Source organism: Mesorhizobium escarrei, assembly GCF_935825525.1.
Lineage (GTDB): Bacteria > Pseudomonadota > Alphaproteobacteria > Rhizobiales > Rhizobiaceae > Mesorhizobium > Mesorhizobium escarrei.
Window position 1 is genome coordinate 191378 of record NZ_CAKXZT010000168.1, and the last position, 20831, is coordinate 212208.

20 protein-coding genes, 1 other RNA gene and 1 pseudogene are annotated in these 20831 nt (G+C 62.9%); 13 read left to right on the forward strand and 9 right to left on the reverse strand.

Annotated elements, in window-relative coordinates; genetic code table 11:
- The first annotated feature begins 53 nt into the window (after positions 1-53).
- Positions 54-959, forward strand: coding sequence for a dienelactone hydrolase family protein (locus tag NMG80_RS31840; RefSeq protein WP_254021793.1), 906 nt, complete (start codon positions 54-56; stop codon positions 957-959).
- On the opposite strand, the gene NMG80_RS31845 is transcribed toward NMG80_RS31840, so the two are convergent.
- Positions 960-1865: an EamA family transporter gene (locus NMG80_RS31845; protein WP_254021794.1), complete on the reverse strand. Its 906-nt coding sequence runs from the start codon at positions 1863-1865 to the stop codon at positions 960-962.
- Positions 1866-1955: 90 nt separating this feature from the next.
- Here NMG80_RS31845 and NMG80_RS31850 point away from each other — a divergent pair, with 90 nt between their 5' ends.
- Complete coding sequence (locus NMG80_RS31850) at positions 1956-2435, forward strand: Lrp/AsnC family transcriptional regulator (RefSeq protein WP_254021973.1); 480 nt, start codon at positions 1956-1958, stop codon at positions 2433-2435.
- A 471-nt stretch (positions 2436-2906) separates the two neighbouring features.
- On the opposite strand, the gene NMG80_RS31855 is transcribed toward NMG80_RS31850, so the two are convergent.
- Both NMG80_RS31855 and NMG80_RS31860 read right to left on the reverse strand, forming a co-directional pair.
- The gene (locus tag NMG80_RS31855; protein ID WP_077383251.1) at positions 2907-3104 is read right to left on the reverse strand and encodes a hypothetical protein; all 198 of its coding nucleotides are present in this window, start codon (positions 3102-3104) and stop codon (positions 2907-2909) included.
- A gap of 121 nt (positions 3105-3225) precedes the next feature.
- Positions 3226-3732, reverse strand: a complete 507-nt coding sequence (locus tag NMG80_RS31860) for a thioesterase family protein (RefSeq protein ID WP_254021795.1) — start codon at positions 3730-3732, stop codon at positions 3226-3228.
- 201 nt (positions 3733-3933) lie between these two features.
- On the opposite strand from NMG80_RS31860, the gene NMG80_RS31865 reads away from it, so the two are divergent.
- Both NMG80_RS31865 and NMG80_RS31870 read left to right on the forward strand, forming a co-directional pair.
- Positions 3934-5346: an FAD-binding oxidoreductase gene (locus tag NMG80_RS31865; RefSeq protein ID WP_254021796.1), complete on the forward strand. Its 1413-nt coding sequence runs from the start codon at positions 3934-3936 to the stop codon at positions 5344-5346.
- A 94-nt stretch (positions 5347-5440) separates the two neighbouring features.
- A complete protein-coding gene (locus NMG80_RS31870) occupies positions 5441-9469 on the forward strand; it encodes an AsmA family protein (protein WP_254021797.1) in 4029 nt (1342 codons plus the stop codon).
- Between the two features lie 76 nt (positions 9470-9545).
- Here NMG80_RS31870 and NMG80_RS31875 read toward each other — a convergent pair whose 3' ends face one another.
- The 4 genes from NMG80_RS31875 to NMG80_RS31890 form a co-directional block, all read right to left on the reverse strand.
- A complete protein-coding gene (locus NMG80_RS31875) occupies positions 9546-9776 on the reverse strand; it encodes a ribbon-helix-helix domain-containing protein (protein ID WP_254021798.1) in 231 nt (76 codons plus the stop codon).
- Between the two features lie 20 nt (positions 9777-9796).
- Positions 9797-10042 carry a DUF4169 family protein gene (locus NMG80_RS31880; RefSeq protein ID WP_254021799.1) on the reverse strand — a complete coding sequence of 82 codons (246 nt, stop codon included), beginning with the start codon at positions 10040-10042 and terminating at the stop codon, positions 9797-9799.
- Between the two features lie 18 nt (positions 10043-10060).
- The gene (locus NMG80_RS31885; RefSeq protein ID WP_254021974.1) at positions 10061-10594 is read right to left on the reverse strand and encodes an SspB family protein; all 534 of its coding nucleotides are present in this window, start codon (positions 10592-10594) and stop codon (positions 10061-10063) included.
- Between the two features lie 118 nt (positions 10595-10712).
- On the reverse strand, positions 10713-11402 hold the full coding sequence (locus tag NMG80_RS31890; RefSeq protein ID WP_254021800.1) for a TetR/AcrR family transcriptional regulator: 690 nt from the start codon (positions 11400-11402) through the stop codon (positions 10713-10715).
- A gap of 169 nt (positions 11403-11571) precedes the next feature.
- On the opposite strand from NMG80_RS31890, the gene NMG80_RS31895 reads away from it, so the two are divergent.
- The gene (locus NMG80_RS31895) at positions 11572-12777 is read left to right on the forward strand and encodes a multidrug effflux MFS transporter (RefSeq protein WP_254021801.1); all 1206 of its coding nucleotides are present in this window, start codon (positions 11572-11574) and stop codon (positions 12775-12777) included.
- A gap of 187 nt (positions 12778-12964) precedes the next feature.
- On the opposite strand, the gene ssrA is transcribed toward NMG80_RS31895, so the two are convergent.
- Positions 12965-13321, reverse strand: a transfer-messenger RNA (tmRNA) gene (ssrA, locus tag NMG80_RS31900).
- 170 nt (positions 13322-13491) lie between these two features.
- Between ssrA and NMG80_RS31905 the strand changes: the two genes are divergently transcribed.
- The 6 genes and pseudogenes from NMG80_RS31905 to NMG80_RS31930 all read left to right on the forward strand — a co-directional run bounded on the left by NMG80_RS31905 (position 13492) and on the right by NMG80_RS31930 (position 18103).
- On the forward strand, positions 13492-13803 hold the full coding sequence (locus NMG80_RS31905; RefSeq protein ID WP_254021802.1) for a DUF2853 family protein: 312 nt from the start codon (positions 13492-13494) through the stop codon (positions 13801-13803).
- A 254-nt stretch (positions 13804-14057) separates the two neighbouring features.
- Positions 14058-14852, forward strand: coding sequence for a thymidylate synthase (locus NMG80_RS31910; RefSeq protein WP_254021803.1), 795 nt, complete (start codon positions 14058-14060; stop codon positions 14850-14852).
- A gap of 201 nt (positions 14853-15053) precedes the next feature.
- A complete protein-coding gene (gene modA, locus NMG80_RS31915; protein ID WP_254021804.1) occupies positions 15054-15848 on the forward strand; it encodes a molybdate ABC transporter substrate-binding protein in 795 nt (264 codons plus the stop codon).
- Between the two features lie 13 nt (positions 15849-15861).
- Positions 15862-16566 carry a molybdate ABC transporter permease subunit gene (gene modB / locus NMG80_RS31920; protein ID WP_254021805.1) on the forward strand — a complete coding sequence of 235 codons (705 nt, stop codon included), beginning with the start codon at positions 15862-15864 and terminating at the stop codon, positions 16564-16566.
- A pseudogene (gene modC, locus NMG80_RS31925) lies at positions 16563-17674 on the forward strand (molybdenum ABC transporter ATP-binding protein). Before modB ends, modC begins: the two are co-directional and overlap by 4 nt.
- A gap of 87 nt (positions 17675-17761) precedes the next feature.
- Positions 17762-18103 (forward strand): winged helix-turn-helix domain-containing protein, encoded by a 342-nt coding sequence (locus NMG80_RS31930; RefSeq protein WP_254021806.1) that lies wholly within the window; start codon positions 17762-17764, stop codon positions 18101-18103.
- Between the two features lie 131 nt (positions 18104-18234).
- Here the strand turns inward: NMG80_RS31930 and cobF are convergent, their stop codons facing one another.
- Positions 18235-19008 (reverse strand): precorrin-6A synthase (deacetylating), encoded by a 774-nt coding sequence (gene cobF / locus NMG80_RS31935; protein WP_254021807.1) that lies wholly within the window; start codon positions 19006-19008, stop codon positions 18235-18237.
- A gap of 259 nt (positions 19009-19267) precedes the next feature.
- On the opposite strand from cobF, the gene NMG80_RS31940 reads away from it, so the two are divergent.
- Both NMG80_RS31940 and NMG80_RS31945 read left to right on the forward strand, forming a co-directional pair.
- Entirely contained in the window at positions 19268-20278 is a 1011-nt protein-coding gene (locus tag NMG80_RS31940; protein ID WP_254021808.1) for a DUF4424 domain-containing protein, read from the forward strand.
- Positions 20278-20796 (forward strand): dihydrofolate reductase, encoded by a 519-nt coding sequence (locus NMG80_RS31945; RefSeq protein ID WP_254021809.1) that lies wholly within the window; start codon positions 20278-20280, stop codon positions 20794-20796. The genes NMG80_RS31940 and NMG80_RS31945 overlap by 1 nt, the downstream gene beginning before the upstream one ends.
- Positions 20797-20831 lie beyond the last annotated feature (35 nt).

The window sequence follows — 20831 nt, forward strand, 5'->3', positions numbered from 1 at the left end:
GCTGCTACCCTATCTTGCGCGGCGGACATGTTGCCGAAGCCGAGGAGAGCGCAATGACAAAACCGAGCCCTGCCAGCCCAGCCGTGAAGAGACCCGCCATTACCCAGGCGATGATCGACGCCTATGACGAATACACGCATCTGACGCTCGACCGGCGGCGCTTCATGGAACAGTTGACCAGGCTTGCCGGATCAGGTGCCGCTGCCGCAGCAATCGCACCGCTGCTGGCGGCGAATTCAGCCCGGGCGGCGATTATTGCCGAGGACGATTCACGCGTGACGGGCGAGGATATCAGCTATCCCGGCAGCGGTGGCGAGATGAAGGGCTATCTGGTCAAGCCAGCCAGCCAGTCCGGTAAGCTCGGCACCGTCATCGTCGTGCACGAGAACAGGGGGCTCAACCCGCATATACGCGATGTGGCGCGGCGCGTGGCGCTGGAAGGATTTGTGGCGCTTGCCCCGGACTTCCTGTCACCCCTGGGCGGCACGCCGGCCGACGAAGACAAGGCGCGTGACCAGTTTTCCAAACTCGATCCGGCGCAGACCGTCGCCAATGCGGTCGCAACGGTGGCTTTCCTCAGGGGCCGCGAGGATGGCAACGGCAAGGTCGGCGCGGTCGGTTTCTGCTGGGGCGGCGGCACGGTAAACATGCTGGCGGTCAATTCGCCTGACCTCACCGCCGGTGTCGCCTATTACGGCATGCAGCCGAAGGCCGAGGACGTGCCCAAGATCAAGGCGGCGTTGTTGCTGCATTATGCCGGGCTCGACACCCGCATCAATGCCGGTATCGACGCCTTCAAGAAAGAGCTCGATGCAGCCAAGGTCGAGTACACGCTCTATGTCTATGAAGGTGCCAATCATGCCTTCAACAATGACACGTCAGCGGCCCGCTACGACAAGAACGCGGCCGACCTCGCCTGGGGCCGGACGATCGCCTTTCTAAAGGAGAAGCTTGCCTGATCAGGCATTTGCCGGTTTGTGGAAAGCGACGCCGGCCACCACCAGCGCGATGCCGATGCAATCGATAGGGCTGGGTATCTGGCGGAGCACAATGACGCCGATCAGCGTGGCGGTGACAGGCAGCAACGACAGCATCAGCGCGAAGCTCGATCGCGGCAGCCGCGACATGGCAAGCTGGTCGCAGATATAGGGGATGACCGAGGAGCAGATGCCGACGCCGATGGCGGCGATGAGCAGTGGCGGCGCCGAGAAGGCCGGCAGCGCATCGGTGAAGCCGATCGGCAGCACGACGAGGAAGGCGACCGCCATGGCGGCGCCTAGGCCGGCGATGCCGTCGCCAGCGCCGGCGCGGGCAACGCGATGGCCAAGCACGATATAGCCGACGAACAGCGCGCCGTTGAGGAAGGCCCAGAACAGGCCGATCGGGTCGCTTGACCATTTGACGTCGATCAGCAGCAAGGTGCCGATGACGGCAACGGCAAGGGCTGCGAGATTGCGCGGGCTTCTGACGCCGACAAGCGCGACGCCGATGGTGCCGACGAACTCGATTGCCGCGACCAGCGAGATCGGCAAGCGGTCGAGCGCCAGGTAGAAGGCGCAATTCATCACGCCGAGGCAGGCGCCAAAACCGAGAAGCAGCAGCCGTGTCGGCCGGTCGGCGCGGGCGAAGACCCTCCAGGGCCGGGTCAGCGGCGTAAAGACAAGGGCTGCCGTGACGATCCGCAGCCAGGCCATACCGAGCACGCCGACATGTGGGAAAAGCAGAACGGCGAAAGCCGGCCCGAGATAATGGAACACGGCGCTGACGCCGAACCAGACATGCGGCGGCAGCGAGGTCGCCAGCTTGCCAAAAACAGGGCCGGCGAGGGAAGGGATTGCAGCTGGGGATTGCGCTGGATCATCCATGCGATCATCATCGCAGGCATTCTTTCCGGTTTATATGGATAGAGATTAGTCGGAGAGACAATCAGCTTTCCGAAGCAAAGGAAACTTTCCCTGAAACGCCTTCAAAACGAAAATTCCGACCTGGATGCGGTTGACCTGAAAATCCTGCGCCTGCTGGAAAAGGATGCACGCACCAGCACCGCTGAACTGGCGCGCTCGGTCGGCCTGTCGGCGCCGAGTGTGGCCGAACGCATCAAGCGGCTGCAGGAGAGCGGCGTGATCGAGGCCTACACGGTGCGGATCAACCCGGCCGCGCTCGGCATGAAGCTGTCGGCATGGCTGCGGATCAGGCCGGTGCCGGGGCAACTGGCTGTGGTCGCCGAGATCATCCGCGACTTGCCGGAAATCGCGCAATGCGATCGGGTGACCGGCGAGGACTGTTTCATCGCGCTGGCGCATGTCGGCTCGGTGGCCGAGCTCGAACGGGTGATCGACCGCATCATTCCGTTTGCGATGACCAACACCGCAATCATCCAGTCGTCACCGGTGGTGGCGCGTTCGCCGCTGGCGGCGGTGAAGCGGCAGCCCTGAAGGTGGTGGTGGTCGCTCGTCAGTACATCATCTTGACTGGAAACGTCGTGCCGCCCCTCATCGCCCTGCCGGGCACTTCTCCCCGTATAGAGACAGTATAGAGACGGGGAGAAGGACGCCTTCGCGACGGGAATTCGCTATTCTCGAGTGTTGCAGGAAGAGCGACAAGCTGCGGCAAGCTCCCTTCTCCCCGTCACTATACCTATCATGTTCACACATCTCTGCCGAGATTGATCGATCACGAGGGAACGTGCTGGAAAAGCGAGTTTTTTCAACGTCGCCGGTCGCGCGCTGCATCCGGCGCTTCCAACACCGATGGTCATCTAAGTTATTGATCCTGAGTCGATTTTTGCGATGTGTGAATCCGATAGGTCACTATACGGGGAGAAGGTGGCGGCAGCCGGATGAGGGGCGGCGCAAACGCCCCAGAAAAATGCAACCGGAGGACGAGGCCATTTCTTTCCGCACCGATCAGGCGTGGCCGCGCTTCATCCGCGCTTGCTTCAGGATGGCGCGCCAGCGGATCATGGCGAAAGGGATCGGCTCGTTGTTGTTGGCGATGGTAAAAATTTCATTGTTGAGGTTCTTCAGCGATCGCCAGAAATCATAGTCGCTGATGCGTGGGTCGGCCGCCAGCCTGTCCGCCTCGACCTTAATATCGGTTTTCATGCACGTTCCCCGAACCGCTTCAGCCCCCGCCGCCCGTATCGCAATGCGGACGGTTCTCGAACGCCGCGCTGAGTCGTTCAATGCCTCAATTCGGCTTGTTCACGTTAAAATCCTGGTAAGGTTAACGGCGGTCTGACTGCGGTTCAAGCGTCTTGCGACGAATACCGATCGAACGGCCGGCGCGCTCAGGCATCGGCAGCGCCGCATGGGCGGCGCGCATGACTTCGACCTTGGCCAGGACATCGGCCGGGAAGGGCGCCACCTTCGGTCCGGACATGTCGACATGCAGCGACAGTGATTCGGAAGTGGCGGCGAGCCAGCCGTCGACATGGCGGATTTCCTGGTAGGCTCTCAGCCGCTTGTCGTCATGGTCGAGGAGCTGGAACGAGACATCGACCTTGTGGTCGAGATGCAGCTCCCTGACATAGCAGAGATGGACTTCCGCCGTGTAGATCGTCAACCGCCGCTGCTTCGCATAGTCCAGCCCCATTCCCATCATTTCGAACGCTTCGTCGGAGCAGCGGTCGAACAGCACGTTGTAATAGGCCATGTTGAGATGGCCGTTATAGTCGATCCAGTCTTTTTCGATGGCCATGGGGGGAGAGACGAAGGGGGCAGGGGTGGACATCGAAAATTTCCTTCTCGCTGGACAGGACGTGGTTGGTGAGACTAGAGCGACGTGCGTCCAATTGGACGCACAAAGTACGCTCTAGCACGTTGAATCTTCGCATCGTGCTTTCCGAAAATCGATTTCGATTTTCGGGCCGATGCGATAGGCATCCATAAGTCCATAACAAGGGTGGACACTTGTCCATTCGCGGAGGAAACGATGGCTCTGAGCGACCTCAATCCGGTCGAGCGCAACGAAGAAGGCATCGCCGCGGTGCTCGGCATCCTCAAGCAGGGGCTCGGCGAACGGTTCCAGACCGGGCAGGCGATCCGTACCCAGCACGCGCATACCACCACCTACATTCCGACCCAGGCGCCGGACGGCGTGGCATTTCCAGAGACGACGGCGGAGGTGCAGGAGATCGTGTCGGCCTGCGCCGCGCACCGCGTGCCGGTGATCGCCTTCGGCGTCGGCTCCTCGCTGGAGGGCCATACCAACGCGCCGGGCGGCGGCATTTCTGTCGATACGTCGCGGATGAACCGCATCCTCGCGGTCAACCCGCAGGATCTCGACTGCACTGTCGAGCCCGGTGTGACGCGCGAGGATCTCAACCGGCACCTGCGCGACACCGGCCTGTTCTTTCCGATCGATCCGGGCGCCAATGCGTCGCTCGGCGGCATGGCGGCGACGCGCGCGTCGGGCACCAATGCGGTGCGCTACGGCACGATGCGCGAGAATGTGTTGTCGCTGACGGCCGTGATGGCCGACGGCGAGACGTTGACGACCGGCAAGCGCGCAAAAAAGAGCTCTGCCGGCTACGATCTGACGCGGCTCCTGATCGGCTCCGAAGGCACGCTCGGCATCATCACCCAGCTGACGCTTAAGCTGCAGGGCATTCCGCAGGCGATTTCCGGCGGCGTCTGCCCGTTTTCCAGCGTCGAGGCGGCCTGCAACGCGGTGATCGCGACAATCCAGATGGGCATTCCGGTGGCGCGCATCGAACTGGTCAACGCGCTGCAGATGCGGGCGATGAAGAGCTATTCGAAACTCGATTACCCCGAAAGCCCGTGCCTGTTCGTCGAATTCCATGGCAGTGATGCCGGCGTTGCCGAGCAGGCCGAAACCTTCGGCACGATCGCCGAAGAATATGGCGGCGGACCATTCCTGTGGACCAGCGTCGCCGAGGAACGGACGAAGCTGTGGAAGGCCAGGCACGACGCCTATTGGTCGTCGCTGACGCTCAGGCCGGGCGCCAAAGGGCTGTCGACCGACGTCTGCGTGCCGATCTCGCGCTTTGCCGAATGCGTCACGCAAACCGAGGCCGACATCGCCGAGATGGGACTGATCGCGCCGATCGTCGGCCATGCCGGTGACGGCAATTTCCATGTGCTGGTGCTGATGGACGCGGACGATCCGAAAGAAATCGAGCAGACGGAAGAGTTTGTCGCGCGGCTGAACATGCGGGCGATCGGCATGGATGGAACCTGCACCGGCGAGCACGGCATCGGACAAGGCAAGATCGGCTTCCTGCGCCATGAACTCGGCCGCAGCGTCGACATCATGCGCACGATCAAGCAGGCGCTCGATCCGCAGAACATTATGAACCCTGGGAAGATACTGCCGGCCGACTAGAGCCTTTTGCTCTTGGCGCGATCGATTTGCCTCTTTATCGACACGCTGATGCGGGTAGAGTGCGGCTGATTTTCAATCAACTGCTTGGGGGTTGATGCTCGCACGCCTGTTCGTGATCTTCGGTGGCTTTTTCGTGCTGGTGCTGTGTGCGGCGCTGGTGGTGCCGTATTTTATCGACTGGACGAGCTACCGTGCCGATTTCGAGCGCGAGGCGAGCGCCATTCTGGGGCGCAAGGTCACCGTTCAGGGCGCTGCGACAGCGAAACTGCTGCCGTTTCCCTCGGTGACCTTCTCGAATGTCACTGTCGCCGGCGGTCGCGGCGGCCAGCCGGCAATGACCGTCGAGACCTTTTCGATGGACGCCGAACTGGCGCCTTTCCTGAGCGGCGAGGTGCTGATCTTCGACATGCGGCTGGTGCGGCCGAAGGCGACGATCGACATTGCCGCCGACGGCACGGTCGACTGGGCGATACGCCCGTCCTCGCCCTTCGATCCCAGCCAGATCTCGATCGAGAAGCTGACGGTGACCGACGGAGAGATCGCGCTGCGCCATGCCGCCGGCGGCCGCAGCCATGTTCTTTCCGAGATCAATTCGACAATCTCTGCCAGATCGCTGGCCGGACCCTGGCGGATGGATGGTTCGCTGCGGCTCGACGGCCTGCGCAGCACGGTCATCGTCTCCACCGGCAAGGCTGGTGGCGACGGACAGATGCGGCTCAGGCTCAAGGCCGATCCGGACGCCTATCCGCTGGTCATCGAAGCGGATGGCAATGCTGGCATTGTCGACGGGGCCGCGATCTATTCGGGCCAGTTCAAGATCACAAGTTCTGACAAGAATGGCGCCGACAAGCGTTCGGCGCAGCTTGACGGCACCGGCGGTGAGATGATGAAGGCCAGCGCGGCCAAGCCGGAGCCGGGGTTCAGGCTGAACGGCAAGTTCTCGCTCGACCACCGGAAGCTTGGTGTCGACGAATTCCGCTTCGAGACCGGGCCACTCGACAATCCCTACACCGCCGACGGCAAGGCTGCCGTCGACCTTGGGCCGAACCCTCGCTTTTCGATCGAGGCCGATGGCGCTCAGGTGCAGTTCGATGAAGCCGTCGGCGCCGCGACCGGACTGACGCTATCCGAGCGCGTCGCGGCGTTGGAGCAGGCGCTGCTCGACCTGCCCAGGCCGACCATACCGGGCACCGTCGAGGTGAAGCTGCCGGCGGTGGTGGCCGGCGACACGACGGTTCGTGACGTGCGCCTTTCCGCCGAGCCGGCCGATGCCGGCTGGTCGGTGAAGTCGCTGGGCGCGACGCTCCCGGGCCGCGCCAGGCTGGAAGCAAACGGTATGCTCAGTGTCGAGGATCAGTTCGGCTTCAGCGGCTCGCTGCTCCTGGCCGTGGGGCAGCCTTCCGGCTTCGCCGCCTGGCTGTCGAAGGACGTCGACGAGGCGATTCGCCGGCTGCCGGCCGCTGGCTTCAAAGCCAAAGTTGACCTGACCAGGAACCGCCAGGCCTTCAGCGACCTCGAGCTCGTTCTCGGCAAGGCGAAATTTTCCGGCCGCATCGATTCCAGCCAGCGCGACGATGCCAGGCCGTCGGTGCTGATGCGGCTCGAAGGCGGTGAACTCGACGTCGACGGGCTCGCCGCCTTCGCCTCGATCTTCATCAGCGACAAGGGCGCCAACCGTTTTTCCGACCGCGACCTCGATTTCCAGATCAAGGCCGGGCCGGTCAGCGCCGGCGGACTGACCGCCGATACGGTCGATACGGCGCTCAGGCTGCGCGACGGTCTGCTCGAAATCGACCGGCTCTCGGTTGGCGGGCTTGCCGGCGCCTCGATCAGCGCCACCGGCCGGATCAAGGATTTCCCGGCGAGCCCGACCGGCAAGCTCGATGCCTCGGTGTTTGCCGTCGATCTCAAGCCGTTGGTCGATGTCGCAGCGAAGCACTATCCCGACAATGCCGTGCTGAAGGGGCTGGCGGGGCGTGTGGCCGCCTATCCCGAGCTGTTCCAGAATGCGCGCATCGATCTGGTGACGAGTGCCGCCGCCAATGGCGACGGCACGACGGGACTGGCGGTCAGCGCGCAAGGCAGGGCAGGCGGCTCGGCGTTTTCAGCATCGCTGTCCGGCAAAGGACTGGCCGATCGGCTTCTCGAGGCGCCGATGTCCGTAACCTTCAACGCCAGGAACACCGACGCCACCGCGCTTCTGGCGCTTTACGGCCTGCCTGCGCTGCCGCTCGGCATGGTTGGCGAGGCGACCACCGATGTTTCGGCGAAAGGCACGCTTGGCGGCGGCATGGCGACGAGCTTCAACCTAACCGGCGACGACTTCAAAGCCGGTTTCGACGGGACGATCGCCAGCACGCCACAAGGCGCCACAGCCAAGGGCAAGGTCAGCCTGGAAGCCGCCGACATCGAGCCGTGGCTGATGACGACAGGCATCGGCCTGCCGGGCCTGGGGACAGGCATGTCGACGTGGCTTGCGGCCGACGCCGACTTCGGCAACGGCCTTCTGGTGCTGTCCGGCCTCAGCGGCGCCATCAACGAGGCGGCGGTTTCCGGTGACGTCAATATCGACGTCAAAGACGGGCTGCCGCATCTTGCCGGCGCGTTGGCGCTCGATGAACTGGATCTCGACCCGATGGCGGTGGCGCTGTTTGGCGACCAGGCGTTCCTGGGCTCCGGCAAGGCTTGGCCGGCCGCCCCGTTCAGCCAGAAGCCCAGCCTGCCGTTCAACGCTGAACTTGAACTGACCACGGCGTCGCTGGTCGCCGGCCCGCTTGCCACGGCCTATGACGCGGCGCTGTCGCTGAAGCTCGACCAGGAAGGCATCCGCGTTTCGGACCTCAAGGCAAAGTTCGCCGGCGGCGCGCTTTCCGGACTGTTCGAGCTGAAGAACAATGACGGCACCGGGCTTTTCTCCGGCCAGCTGAAACTTGTCGACGCCGATCTGGCCACCGTGCTGCCAGAGACCGGCATCAGCGGAAGCGGCGATTTCTCGGCGGCGCTTTCGACCAGCGGCAAATCGGTCGATGCGATGGTTGCGGCGCTGTCCGGTTCCGGCACGGCGGCACTGAAAGGTTTGACCATTGCCGGCGTCAATCCCGAGGCCTTTGGCGCCTTCATCGCCAAGGCCGACGCCATCGGGCGCGATATCGATGCGGCCAAGACCGCCGGCTTCGCGCCGCCGATCGCCGCGAACGGCAGTTTTCCGGCTGGGGATGCCGACATCGCCTTCACAATCGCCGGTGGAACGCTGAGGGCACCGCCGGTCAATCTTGAAAATCCGGCGGCGACGCTGTCCGCCGACATCACGGCGGACCTGAAGGCCAGCACGGTCGCCGCCAGTGGTTCGATCACTTATCGGCCCGGCGACGAAGCGCTGGTCGGCTCCGATCCGACCGTGAATTTCAGCGTCGACGGGCCGTTCGGCGCGGCGAAGCGGCAATTCGACAGTGAGCCGTTGGCGCAGTTCCTGACCCAGCGTGCGCTGGAAAAGGAGCAGCAGCGGGTCGAGGCTATGCAGGCGGCGCTGCTTGAAAAACAGCGGTTGCGGCGCGAGGTGCGCTACTACGCGGCCCTGCAAGCCGAGCGCGACAGGGCAGCCGAAGAATTGCGCAAGCAGCAGGAGGCGGCGCGGCTGAAAGCTGAGGCAGATGCCAGGGCGAAAGCCGAAGCCGAGGCAAAGGCTCAGGCTGAAGCGGAGGCGAAGGCCAAGGCAGATGCGCAGGCGAGGGCTGAAGCCGAGGCCAGAGCCAGGGCGGGCGCGCAGGCGAGGGCTGAAGCGGAGGTCAAAGCCAAGGCGGATGCTGAGGCCAAGGCTAAGGCGGATGCGGAAGCGAGAGCCAGGGCGGCGCAGCAAGCGGCGGACGAGGCGGCGAAAGCCGAGGAACAGCGACGCCGGAAAGCGGAAGAGACGAGGCGGACGGAAGAGGCGGGGCGGATCGCTGCGGAACAAAAGGCAAAGCTCGACGCCGAGCGCAGGGCCGCGGCTGAGCAGGCGCAGAAAATCGAGCGGGCGCGTCAGCCGCCGGCCAATGACAACCCTGGGCCGCCAGAATCCGCGCCAAAACCCACGCTTGAACCTTCGTCGATCGACAACCTGCTGAAGTCACTGGGCGGCGGATAGCTCCACCTGGGGCCTGTCACATCCCGATTCCTGTGATCTTACCGAAAATCGGTCTCCGCTTGGCCGGGTTCACGATCTAGGAAGAACTTTTCATTCCTCGCTTCGCCCAATCCAGGACGTAGAGCCTGAGCGCCGAGGACAGGTTGGCATCGCGCGGCCGGGCCTCGTCGATTTCGGCGACGAGGGCGGCGAGAGTCAGTTTGCGTGCGGCGGCGATGGCGACGAGATCGTCGAAAAACGGCTTTTCGAGCGAATAGCTGGTGCGATGGCCGCGAATGGTCACCGAGCGTTTCTCGACCGGGCTCACCGGACGTGACTCATTTCACGTCAAACATCGGTTTTATCCGGAAACTGCGGCGCACTTTTCGGTCCGATGCTAAGGGAATCCGGATCGCCCAAAACTTCGCGGCGATGGCCGGCGACAAATTTTTCCGCCTTGTCGGCGATCGAACGGTCACGCTCCCGGTCGGCCTTGGAGCGGCCGTGCAGCGTCCGGTTCTGTTCAGCCAGGCGCTCCTGCTCGGCTCGTGCCTTCTGCTTGCGGGCCTGGCGGAGGTTGACGATGTCGGCCATGTCGCGCGGCCCGTCGGATCACTTCTTGCGGAAGGCGTCGAGCGACACCACTTCGGCGCCCTTGGCGGCGGCGTCGGCCGTGGCCGGCTTCTTTTCGGCCTCAGCGGTCTTCTTCTTCTCGGGCTTTTTCTCGGCGACGACGGCCAGCGGTTCGGAAGCGGGCTTGCCGGCCAATTCCCCTTCTGCCGAGGTCTCCGTCTTAACGTCGAACTCGAGCTCGAAATTGACGGATGGATCGTAAAAGCCGCGCACGGCCGAGAACGGGATTTCCAGCTTTTCCGGCACGTCGGAGAAAGACAGCCCGACCTCGAAGCCGGTGTCGGTCACCTTCAGGTCCCAATACTGGAACTGGATGACGATGGTCATCTGTTCGGGATAGCGTTCGCGCAAGCGGGAAGATACGCGCACGCCGGGGGCGCCGGTCAGAAAAGTGATGAAGAAATGATGGTTGCCGGGGAGGCCGGTGCGCGCGACTTCGGCCAGGACCTTGCGCATGACGCCGCGCAATGCCTCCTGGGCCAGAATGTCGTAGCGAATGTGGTCGTCGGCCATGTCGCTGTCGGGTTCCGGTGAATCGTCCGCATAGCTGTAATCAAGCTTGAGCGCGGCGTAAACCGGATATAGATGCCGGCAGCGCAGTTGCGAGAGGGCATGCCTCAGATTTGATCGCTCAGGCGCCAGCGAGCGCGCTGTGCTTTTGCGCATCGGCCGCCGGCTGCCGCCTGGCGAAGGCGCGCAGGAAGGTGCGCACGCCATGGGTCGCGGATTGCAGCACTTCATCATCGGTCGGCGTGCCGCCGAGCATGAAGGTCGTCTGCAATTCGGCATTGGCAAGGGCGAGGAACTGGCGCGCCGCGACATCGGGGTCCTCGATATCGAGGAAACCGGCATGGGCCAGGCGGGCGAAACGGGCGGCGATCGCCGGCCATGTCCTGCCCGGTCCCTGTTCGCGCCATTCAGCAAACAACTCGGGATAGCGCTCGCCCTCGGTCTGGATCAGCTTGCGCAGGAATTTTCCATCGCGGTTGCAGATACAGTTGCGGGTCATGCGCACGGCGAAAGCGATCAGATCGGTCTCGAGATCCTTCGGCTGGTCCGGAAAGGTTGAAATGGTGGCGAAGATGCCGGCATTGCAGCGCTCGGTGAGGTCGCGGACGATGGCGACGAAGAGTTTCTCCTTGTCGCCATGGTGATTGTAGATCGTCTGGCGCGAAACGCCGGCCTCGGCGGCAATCATGTCGATATTGGCGCCGGCGAAGCTTTCACGGCAGAACACCTCGCCGGCAGCGTCCATGATGGAGGCGCGCTTTGCCTCATGGCCGCGTGGCGGGATGCTGTCAGGAGAAACGTCGTGCTTCATGAAAACTATATAGAGGTGATTGACGAATTGGACAAGTCTGTCTAAATTTATGGACTTGCTCCTAAAGAGATTTCGCTCCGCAGACGAAGTCGGAATTTCATGGGATGGAACGTCCTTGCATTACACGCCGGCCCGCGGCGGCAACCCGATTTGAAAGAAGCCTGCTGTCATGAATCCCCAATTCCTCCGCATCGCGGTCGTGCTCGGTCTGTTGACTGCCATCGGCCCGTTCGCCATCGACATGTATCTTCCGGCGCTGCCTTCGATCGGCGCCGATCTGCAGGCAAGCACCGCTGCCGTGCAAATGAGCTTGCTGATCTTCTTTCTGTCCATGGGGTTTGGCCAGATCGTCGTCGGACCGATCTCCGACATGGTCGGACGCAAGCTGCCGCTCTATGGCGGCCTCGGCCTGTTCATGGTCGGCGGCATCGGCTCGGCGCTGGCGCCCTCGATCGAGTGGCTGATCGCCTTCCGTTTCCTGCAAGGGCTCGGCGCCAGCGCAGGCATGGCGGTGCCGCGCGCCATCGTGCGTGACCTGCACACCGGCACCGAAGCTGCCAAGCTGATGTCGCTCTTGATGCTCGTGTTTTCGGTGTCGCCGATCCTGGCGCCGCTGACCGGTAGCGTCATCATCGAGAATTTCGGCTGGCGTGCCGTGTTCTGGACGGTGACGGGTGGGGCGGTGCTCGCCACCATCCTGCTGGCGACCTCGCTCAAGGAGACGCGGCCGGTCGAGGCGCGTGCAGGCAGTTCGTTCGGCACCGCGCTGTCGGCCTATCGCTTCCTGATGGGCGACCGCAACTTCTTTGGCCTGGCGGCCATCGGCGGCTTCGGGCTGGCGAGCTTCTTCGTCTATCTGTCGAGCTCCTCCTTCATCCTCATAGATCACTACGGGCTGTCGCCGTCGGTCTACAGCGTGTTCTTCTCGATCAACGCGGTCGCCTTCATCGGCATGTCGCAACTGACGGGACTGTTGTCCGAAAGGTTCGGGCTCAGGCCGGTGGTGCGGGTCGCGGTGGTCGGCTATGCGACGACGATGGTGGTGCTGTTCGCGGTGATGGCGTCCGGCGTCGATCGGCTCGACGTCATGGCGGCGCTGCTGTTCGTCGGCTACGGGTTCCTCGGCCTGGTGATTCCGACGACTTCGGTGCTGGCCATGGAGGAGCATGGCGCGATCGCCGGCACGGCCTCGGCGCTGATGGGCACCCTGCACTTCGCCATCGGCGCGGCCGCCATGGGCATCGCCGGGGTGTTCTTCGACGGCACGCCGCTGCCTATGGTGGCCGGCATCATGCTTTGCGCGGTGATCTCCTTCACGCTGGCCAAGGTGACGCTCGACCGCGGGCGGGAAGTTGTCGAAGCGCCGGCAGAGTAGATTTTTTCCAGCGAAAGCATGAAAGGCCGGGTTGTTCCCGGCCTTTTTCACGTCTGCTGCAAGCCCGCCTCGGCGCCAAGGGCCGGACAGCGAGACAGCGTCGCAAGGGGGCGTAGCGCAAGAGCCGTGGCCAGCAAGCCTACTTCCGTTACTGTTATCGAAGGGGGAGGTGGGATCGAAGGGGAGAAGTGGAGGTTTCTGTTGCCAGGTACCTCCGAACCCCGCCTAGAAGTGCGAACCACTAGGGCTTGAATTGAAGCTATCGCACCGCTTACGCGGCGAGACGTGCTTCCGCATAGTTGTCGTTGGCAACTATAAGTTTAGCCCGATAACGGTGGTACAATGCCGGGCAAAAGTACGATCTTTACACCTTCGTCGATCCTATTTCGCCCCCAGCAAAAGCCGCTCTTCGCAGAGCGGTTTTTGGTGGAGGCGCCGGGTACCGCCCCCGGGTCCGAACGGCTTATTTCATCGCCTGTTTATCGCCATAGTCGGTCGAGCCGACGAAACAGATATAGGGACGGATCGTGGAAAATGAAAGGCCTCAATGATGCTTTGTCCGCTGTGTCAAACAGCATAGCGAAAGGGTTGACTTGTCAATTGTCTCAACCGAAGCTTGCGGCGGTGAGGAGTTACCGATTAGCGCACATTTGCGCGGCAGCGCGCCACAACCCTCATCGACTGGATCCATGGCGCCGACGAGGTGAAAATCTGATGGCCGATTATCTCGCAGACGTGAAGAAGTACGACGCCGCGGCGGATGCCGACGCGGTCGCCAAGATCGTGAAGCATTTGGGCATTGCGCTCAGGAATCGGGATTCCTCGCTGGTCTCCTGCACGGATCCCGACGAACTCGGTCGCGTCAAGGCCAGCTGGGTTGCCAAAAAGCTCGGCGTCGACGACGGCAGCAAGGCGGACGCGGCCGTCGAAAAGACCTGCAAGGCGATGGAGGCCGACAACACCAAGAGCCGCGTGACCTTTTATTACCTGGTCGCCAAGGAGCTGGGCAAGCTCGCCAGCCTCTGAGTATCGCATGTCAATTTGCGGATGCTGACCGAACGTCAGCGCCGCCCCTCATTGCCCTGCCGGGCATTTCTCCCCGTATAGTGACGGGGAGAAAGAGCTGCCGCAACGGCGGTGCCCCTCCTGCCGGCAGGCAGGTGAGGGGCGGCGCAAACGTCCGGTAAGAGTGGAGGAAAGCGACACTTGTGCCGTTCTTGTGTGTTCGGCCGGCTGTCTGGCAGCTATAATGCATTCATAACCGAATCGAGCAGAAGCTGATGCGCCAATATCTCGACCTGTTGAAGCACGTGCTGGAAAACGGCGCCGATCGCGGTGACCGCACCGGCACCGGAACGCGCTCGGTGTTCGGCTACCAGATGCGCTTCGACCTCGCGCGTGGCTTTCCGGTCACCACCACCAAGAAGCTTCACCTGAAGTCGATCGTGCATGAACTTCTGTGGTTCCTGGCCGGCGACACCAACATCAAATACCTCAACGACCACAGCGTCTCGATCTGGGACGAATGGGCCGACGAGAATGGCGACCTCGGCCCGGTCTATGGCAAGCAATGGCGCTCCTGGCCGGACGGTCATGGTGGCGCCATCGACCAGATTGCCAATCTCTTGAAGGAGATACGCAAGAATCCTAATTCCCGGCGGCTGATCATTTCGGCGTGGAACCCGGCCGAAGTGGAAGCCATGGCGCTGCCACCCTGTCATTGCCTGTTCCAGTTCTATGTCTCGGAAGGCAGGCTCTCCTGCCAGCTCTACCAACGTTCCGCCGATATCTTTCTCGGCGTGCCGTTCAACATCGCTTCCTATGCGCTGCTCACCTTGATGGTGGCGCAAGTGACGGGGCTGAAGCCCGGCGATTTCGTCCATACGCTGGGCGATGCGCATCTTTACGCGAACCATTTCGAGCAAGCGCGCGAACAGTTGCAGCGCACGCCCAAGGCGCTGCCGACGCTATGGATCAATCCGGAGGTGAAGGACCTCTTTGCCTTCCGCTTCGAAGATTTCCGGCTGGAAAACTACCTCGCCGATGCGACGATCAAGGCGCCCATCGCGGTTTGAGCCGCAACATCGGGCTTTTTGCTTTGTCTCAAATTGCTCGCCGGTGCTGTCTCGTCCGCCCGCGAGCGGTGGCGGTGTCATGCAATGCCGGTGGGCCACTATCCGGGCTAAGTCTGGCAAAAAACCTTCCCTTGTTATATTCAGGCGGATATATCGATTGGCAGGGTCGCGCCGATCGGATTTCAAGCCCAGGAGAGTTTCATGCTGGTGCGCAAGGGTTACGGATTGAAGGCGGCCGCCATTGGCGGTCTTACGATATTGATCGCCGCCATGCCGATTGTCCATGCGGATGACAGGCTGATCGTCTTCGCCGCGGCAAGCATGAAGAACGCACTGGATGCCGTGAACACCGCCTGCGCGACCGAAGTCGGCGAGGCGGCGACCATTTCCTATGCGGCAAGCTCCGCATTGGCCAAGCAGATCGAGGGCGGCGCGCCGGCCGACGTCTTCATCTCGGCCGACCGCGACTGGATGAACTATCTGTCCGACAAGAAACTGACCAAGCCGGATACCGAAGTGAAGTTGCTCGGCAACCAGATCGTGCTGGTGGCACCGGAAGGTTCGACGGTCGAAACCAGGATCGAAAAGGGTTTTGATCTTGCCGGGCTGATCGGCGACGGCAGGCTTGCCATGGGCGATTTCAAGGCGGTGCCGGCCGGCAAATATGGCAAGGCGGCGCTTGAATCGCTCGGCGTCTGGTCCTCGGTCGAAGGCAAGTTGGCACAGGCCGAGAACGTGCGCGCCGCGCTCAAGCTGGTCTCGACCGGCGAGGCAGCGCTCGGCATCGTCTACGCCACCGACGCGCATGCCGAGCCCGGCGTCAAAGTGATCGGCACCTTCCCGCAGGATTCGCACCCGCCGATCGTCTACCCGGTTGCCCAGATCGCGGATTCGAAGGACAAGGATGCGTCGGCATTCCTGAAATGCCTGCAATCCGCCAAGGCAGGCGAGCTCTTCAGGGCGCAAGGCTTTACGGTCCTCACGCCGAGCAACTGAGGCGCGCCAAAAGATGAACTGGCTGCTGGACCTCACTCCCGACGAATGGAACGCGGTCCGGCTGTCGATCAAGGTGGCGACGGTGGCGATGGTCGCCAGCCTGCCGCCCGGCATATTGATCGCGCTTGTGCTTGCCCGTGGCCAATTCTGGGGCAAGACGCTGCTCAACGGGCTGGTGCATCTGCCGTTGATCCTGCCGCCGGTGGTTATCGGCTATCTGCTGCTGCTCTCCTTCGGCAGGCGCGGGCCGGTCGGGGCGTTTCTGGCCGAGCATTTCGGCATCGTTTTTTCTTTTCGCTGGACAGGTGCCGCATTGGCCTGCGCTGTCATGGGCTTTCCCCTGATGGTGCGGGCGATCCGGCTGTCGATCGAGGCGGTCGACCGCAGAATCGAGGCGGCGGCCGGGACGCTTGGCGCCAATCCGCTGTGGGTGTTCGGGACGATCACGCTGCCGCTGATCCTGCCCGGCCTGATTACCGGCGCTATTCTGTCTTTCGCCAAGGCGATGGGCGAATTCGGCGCAACGATCACTTTCGTTTCCAACATCCCCAACCAGACGCAGACGCTGCCGTCGGCGATCTACACGTTCACCCAGGTGCCGGGCGGCGATGCCGGCGCGCTCAGGCTGACTCTGATCTCGATCGTCATCTCGATGGCAGCACTTGTCGCATCGGAGGTGCTGGCGCGGCGCGTCGGCAGGCGTATGGATATCGAATGACGGTCGTCGTCGACATCAGCCATCGCCTTGGCGACTTCGAGGTCGACGCCTGCTTCGAGAGCGCCGGGCGGCTGACCGCGCTGTTCGGGCCCTCGGGCTCCGGCAAGACGACGTTGATCAACATGATTGCCGGACTGATCCGGCCGGACAAGGGGCGGATTGAGGCCGGCGGCCGCGTGCTGGTCGATACGGATGCGGGTCGGTTCGTGCCGAAGCACAAGCGCCGCATCGGCATGGTATTCCAGGACGCGCGGCTGTTTCCACATATGAGCGTGGCCAGCAATCTGCGCTACGGCCGCTGGTTCACGCCGACGGCGGAACGCTACGCGGACATCAATGCGGTGGTCGACCTGCTCGGCATCGGTCCTTTGCTCGACCGGCGGCCGGCAAAGCTTTCCGGCGGCGAGAAACAGCGCGTGGCGATCGGCCGGGCGCTGCTCGCCAGTCCGAAATTGTTGCTGATGGACGAGCCGCTGGCTTCGCTCGACGACGCCCGCAAGGCAGAAATCCTGCCTTATATCGAGCGGCTGCGCGACGAGACGAAAATCCCGATCGTCTATGTCAGCCATTCGATCTCAGAGGTCGCGCGGCTGGCAAGCGACGTCGTTGTGCTGGCGCAAGGCAAAGTCGCTGCTTGCGGCCCGACCGGGGCGATCATGCAGCGGCTCGACCTGTTGCCGGCGGAGGAGCGCGGCGAAGGCGGCGCGGTGCTGGATACCGCGGTGCTGCGCCACGATGATGTCTTTGGCATGACCGTGCTAGGCTCGGTGGCGGGCGAGATTCGCGTGCCGCTCCTGGCAGTGCCGGTCGGTGCGCCGGTGCGCATTCGCATCCGTGCCCGCGATGTGATGATCGCCACCGAACAGCCGACCGGTCTCAGCGCGCTCAACATCCTGCCGGGCACGATCGTGACGATAGCGCCGGGCGAGGGTCCTGCGGTCGAGATCGGCATCGACTGCCGTGGAGCAACCGTGCTTGCCCGGATCACCGAGCAATCGCGACAGACGCTGAAACTCCGGCTTGGTCGAGAGGTCTACGCGGTGGTCAAGACGGTTAGCTTCGACCGGCGAATATGAGCGCCGGCCTGCCAGTCGAGGCGGATGAATGACCGGCGGATGCTTGTCGCTATATCATTTTGGAATAGCGGTATCGCCGGAGAGCTTCTAGGATGGATAGCGGGACTGCGGAGGAGCAAATGCCGTCGCTGAGCTTGCGGATAAACCTCGATCCAGAAGGGCGCATCGGCCCGGGCAAGATCGAGCTTCTTGAGCAGATCGCCGCCTTCGGCTCGATCTCGGCGGCGGCGCGCGGCATGGAAATGTCGTACAAACACGCCTGGGATCTGGTCGAGGACATGAACCGGGTGTTCGGCAAGCCGCTGGTCGCGGCGCAGACCGGTGGGAAAAGGGGCGGCGGCGCGCAATTGACTCCGGCGGGGCTTGCGGTGGTCAGCCGCTTTCGCGCCATCGAACGGGCCGCCGCTTCCGCGGCGGCGGCGCATTTGAAGGCACTACAGGCGGAAATCGATGGCGGCTGAGATCGGTGGAATCCGGATCGGCCAAGCCTAAAGCGCGTCGCATTTGAACGGATTCATGCGACGCGCTTTAGGTTCTTGTTTTTATGCATGTCGTTATCGCAAAACCGCTGCGCACTTTTGCGCGACATGCATCACTCCTCCGGCTCGCCGGGCTTGCGCAGCAGATAAGTGTCCATGATCCAGCCTTTTTTCCGGCGGGCCTCGTCGCGTGTCCTCACGATCTCGTCGCCGACGTCGCCAAGGCGGCCGGAAATGAGGATCTCGTCGGGCGTGCCGAGATAAGCGCCCCAGTGGATGACGAGGTCGTTGTCGTCCAGCGTGTTGAAGGCGCATTTGCCGTCCAGCATGACGACGGTGCTGCCGGCATGGTTGGGCAAGCCTTCCTCGGTGAGCCGGCGGCCGGTGGTGATCTGAACCGCATCGCCGATGCGGTTCAGCGCCATCTTATGGCTGGCGGCGAGCGCCTGGACAGCAGTGATGCCGGGGATCACCTCGAGCTCGAACGCGACATTGCCTCTCATGCGCACCCGCTCCAGGATGCGTAGCGCGCTGTCGTAGAGCGAGGGATCGCCCCAGATCAGGAAGGCGCCGCAGCCATCTTGCGAAAGCTCGTCGCGGATCAGGCTTTCATAGATCGCGGCGATCGCCTCGTGCCAGTCATCGACGGTCGAGCGATAGGAGGGCGCCGGCTCGGCCCGCACCGGCACGTCGAATTCGACGCGGCGCGAGTTTGGATTGGTGACGAATCGGTCGCAGATCTGGCGGCGCAGTTCTGCAAGATCGCTCTTCTTGGCGCCCTTGTCGGGAATGAACAGCACGTCGGCGCGGTTCAAGCCGTCGACGGCCTGCACGGTCATGTGATCGGGATTGCCGGCGCCGATGCCGATGACGAGAAGCTTGCGCATGAGCGATCTCCTGCCCGATCGGAACGTCGCTGTCCAGACTGGCCCGGCAGGTGGGGCCCGGCAGGTGGGCATGGCATGTGCGCAAGCGCCGAAGGGCTTTGAAACTCCACATTGAAACGGCTAGAGCGACGTGCGTCCACTTGGACGCACAAAGTACGCTCTAGCACCTTAAATCCTCGCATCGTGCTTTCCGAAAATCGATTCCGATTTTCGGGCCGATGCGATAGAGTCATACCGGCATCTCGCCAAGGGAGCTTCCATGTTCCGTTATGTCCTGACCGCCGTGCTGGCGCTTTCGGCCACGCCCGTGTTCGCCAATGATTCGATCGCCGATTTGGGGACGGGCGGCCTGATCCTGTCGCGCAGCGACGCGGTCGCCATGGAGAGTGAGGACCTTTACATCTCGCCGGAAAAGGTGACGGTCGACTACGTCTTCCGCAACAACACCGACAAGGATGTCGACGCGATCGTTGCTTTTCCGATGCCTGACATCGAAGGCGATCCCAACGAGATGCCGGCAATTCCCGACGGCCAGAGCGACAATTTCCTCGGCTTCGAGGTGACGATAGACGGCGTGGCGGCAAAGCCGCAGCTCGAGCAGAAGGCGTTTGCGCTCGGCATCGACATCAGCGCCGATCTCAAGGCGCAGAACGTGCCGTTCTACCCGTTCGGCGATGCGGCCAGGGCGGCATTGGCGAAGCTGCCGCAAGCTGTTGCCGACGACTGGGTCGACCGCGGCCTCATCATCGAGGACACCGCCGACGACGGTTCGGGTATGAAAACCGTCTACGTGCCGTTCTGGCAATTGCGCTCGACCTATTGGTGGCGCTCGACCTTTCCAGCCAACAAGGCAGTCCGCGTCGCCCATCGCTACAAGCCCAGCGTGGGCGGCACTTCCTCGGTCAGCTTCTTCTATGACGGCCAGTTCCAGGGCCAATACGCCGCCTACAAGACCCGTTACTGCATGGACGGCACGTTCGAGAACGCCATCCGCAAGGCAGCGAAGGGCAATCCCGAGGGCACGCCGAGATATTTCGAAAACCGCATCGCCTATGTCCTGACCACCGGCGGCAACTGGGCGACGGGCTCCATCGGCAAGTTCAAGCTGACCGTCGACAAGGGCGATCCGAAGAACCTGGTCTCGTTCTGTGGCGAAAACGTCAGGAAAGTCGGGCCGACGCGTTTCGAGACGGCAGAGAATTTCTACCCTGAGCACGACGTCGACATATTGCTGCTGGCACCTTCGGGCGATGGCGGGAGCGGCGGCTGATGGACGTCGCGATCTATGTCGCCATCGCTGAAAACGGGGTGATCGGGCGCGATGGCGGTTTGCCGTGGCGGCTTTCCAGCGATCTCAAGCGGTTCAAGGCCGACACGATTGGCAAACCTATCATCATGGGTCGCAAGACGTATGAAGGCATCGGCCGGCCTCTGCCTGGCAGGCTCAATATCGTGGTGACCCGCGACAAGGCCTGGCGCGCCGAGGGCGTCGAAGTCGTGCATTCGCTCGACGAGGCGATCCGCCTGGCCAAGGCGCGCGGGCGCTGCATGGCCGGCGCCGACGAAATCTGCATCGTCGGCGGCGGCGAGATCTATGCCCAGGCGCTGCCGCTGGCCGACCGCTTGCATGTCACCCACGTCCTTGCCGCGGTCGACGGCGACGCGCATTTCCCGCCGATCGACCCGGACTTGTGGCGCATTGTTCACTCGCAAGACGTTCCGGCCGGTGAAAAGGACAGTCATGCGACACGCTATTCGGTTTACGAGCGACGCCGCGACGTGCATTGAGAGACGGTAAAGGGTCGCGACGGTCCAAAACGGAC

Bases quoted from the DNA above. Each gene is read 5' to 3' on its own strand.
- NMG80_RS31860 (WP_254021795.1), bottom strand. From the start codon at position 3,732: ATGTCCACCCCTGCCCCCTTCGTCTCTCCCCCCATGGCCATCGAAAAA.
- NMG80_RS31945 (WP_254021809.1), top strand. From the start codon at position 20,278: ATGGACGTCGCGATCTATGTCGCCATCGCTGAAAACGGGGTGATCGGG.
- NMG80_RS31870 (WP_254021797.1), top strand. From the start codon at position 5,441: ATGCTCGCACGCCTGTTCGTGATCTTCGGTGGCTTTTTCGTGCTGGTG.
- cobF (WP_254021807.1), bottom strand. From the start codon at position 19,008: ATGCGCAAGCTTCTCGTCATCGGCATCGGCGCCGGCAATCCCGATCAC.
- NMG80_RS31930 (WP_254021806.1), top strand. From the start codon at position 17,762: ATGCCGTCGCTGAGCTTGCGGATAAACCTCGATCCAGAAGGGCGCATC.
- NMG80_RS31880 (WP_254021799.1), bottom strand. From the start codon at position 10,042: ATGGCCGACATCGTCAACCTCCGCCAGGCCCGCAAGCAGAAGGCACGA.
- NMG80_RS31840 (WP_254021793.1), top strand. From the start codon at position 54: ATGACAAAACCGAGCCCTGCCAGCCCAGCCGTGAAGAGACCCGCCATT.
- NMG80_RS31845 (WP_254021794.1), bottom strand. From the start codon at position 1,865: ATGGATGATCCAGCGCAATCCCCAGCTGCAATCCCTTCCCTCGCCGGC.
- NMG80_RS31890 (WP_254021800.1), bottom strand. From the start codon at position 11,402: ATGAAGCACGACGTTTCTCCTGACAGCATCCCGCCACGCGGCCATGAG.
- NMG80_RS31865 (WP_254021796.1), top strand. From the start codon at position 3,934: ATGGCTCTGAGCGACCTCAATCCGGTCGAGCGCAACGAAGAAGGCATC.
- NMG80_RS31905 (WP_254021802.1), top strand. From the start codon at position 13,492: ATGGCCGATTATCTCGCAGACGTGAAGAAGTACGACGCCGCGGCGGAT.
- NMG80_RS31855 (WP_077383251.1), bottom strand. From the start codon at position 3,104: ATGAAAACCGATATTAAGGTCGAGGCGGACAGGCTGGCGGCCGACCCA.
- modA (WP_254021804.1), top strand. From the start codon at position 15,054: ATGCTGGTGCGCAAGGGTTACGGATTGAAGGCGGCCGCCATTGGCGGT.
- NMG80_RS31885 (WP_254021974.1), bottom strand. From the start codon at position 10,594: ATGGCCGACGACCACATTCGCTACGACATTCTGGCCCAGGAGGCATTG.
- NMG80_RS31940 (WP_254021808.1), top strand. From the start codon at position 19,268: ATGTTCCGTTATGTCCTGACCGCCGTGCTGGCGCTTTCGGCCACGCCC.
- modB (WP_254021805.1), top strand. From the start codon at position 15,862: ATGAACTGGCTGCTGGACCTCACTCCCGACGAATGGAACGCGGTCCGG.
- NMG80_RS31895 (WP_254021801.1), top strand. From the start codon at position 11,572: ATGAATCCCCAATTCCTCCGCATCGCGGTCGTGCTCGGTCTGTTGACT.
- NMG80_RS31910 (WP_254021803.1), top strand. From the start codon at position 14,058: ATGCGCCAATATCTCGACCTGTTGAAGCACGTGCTGGAAAACGGCGCC.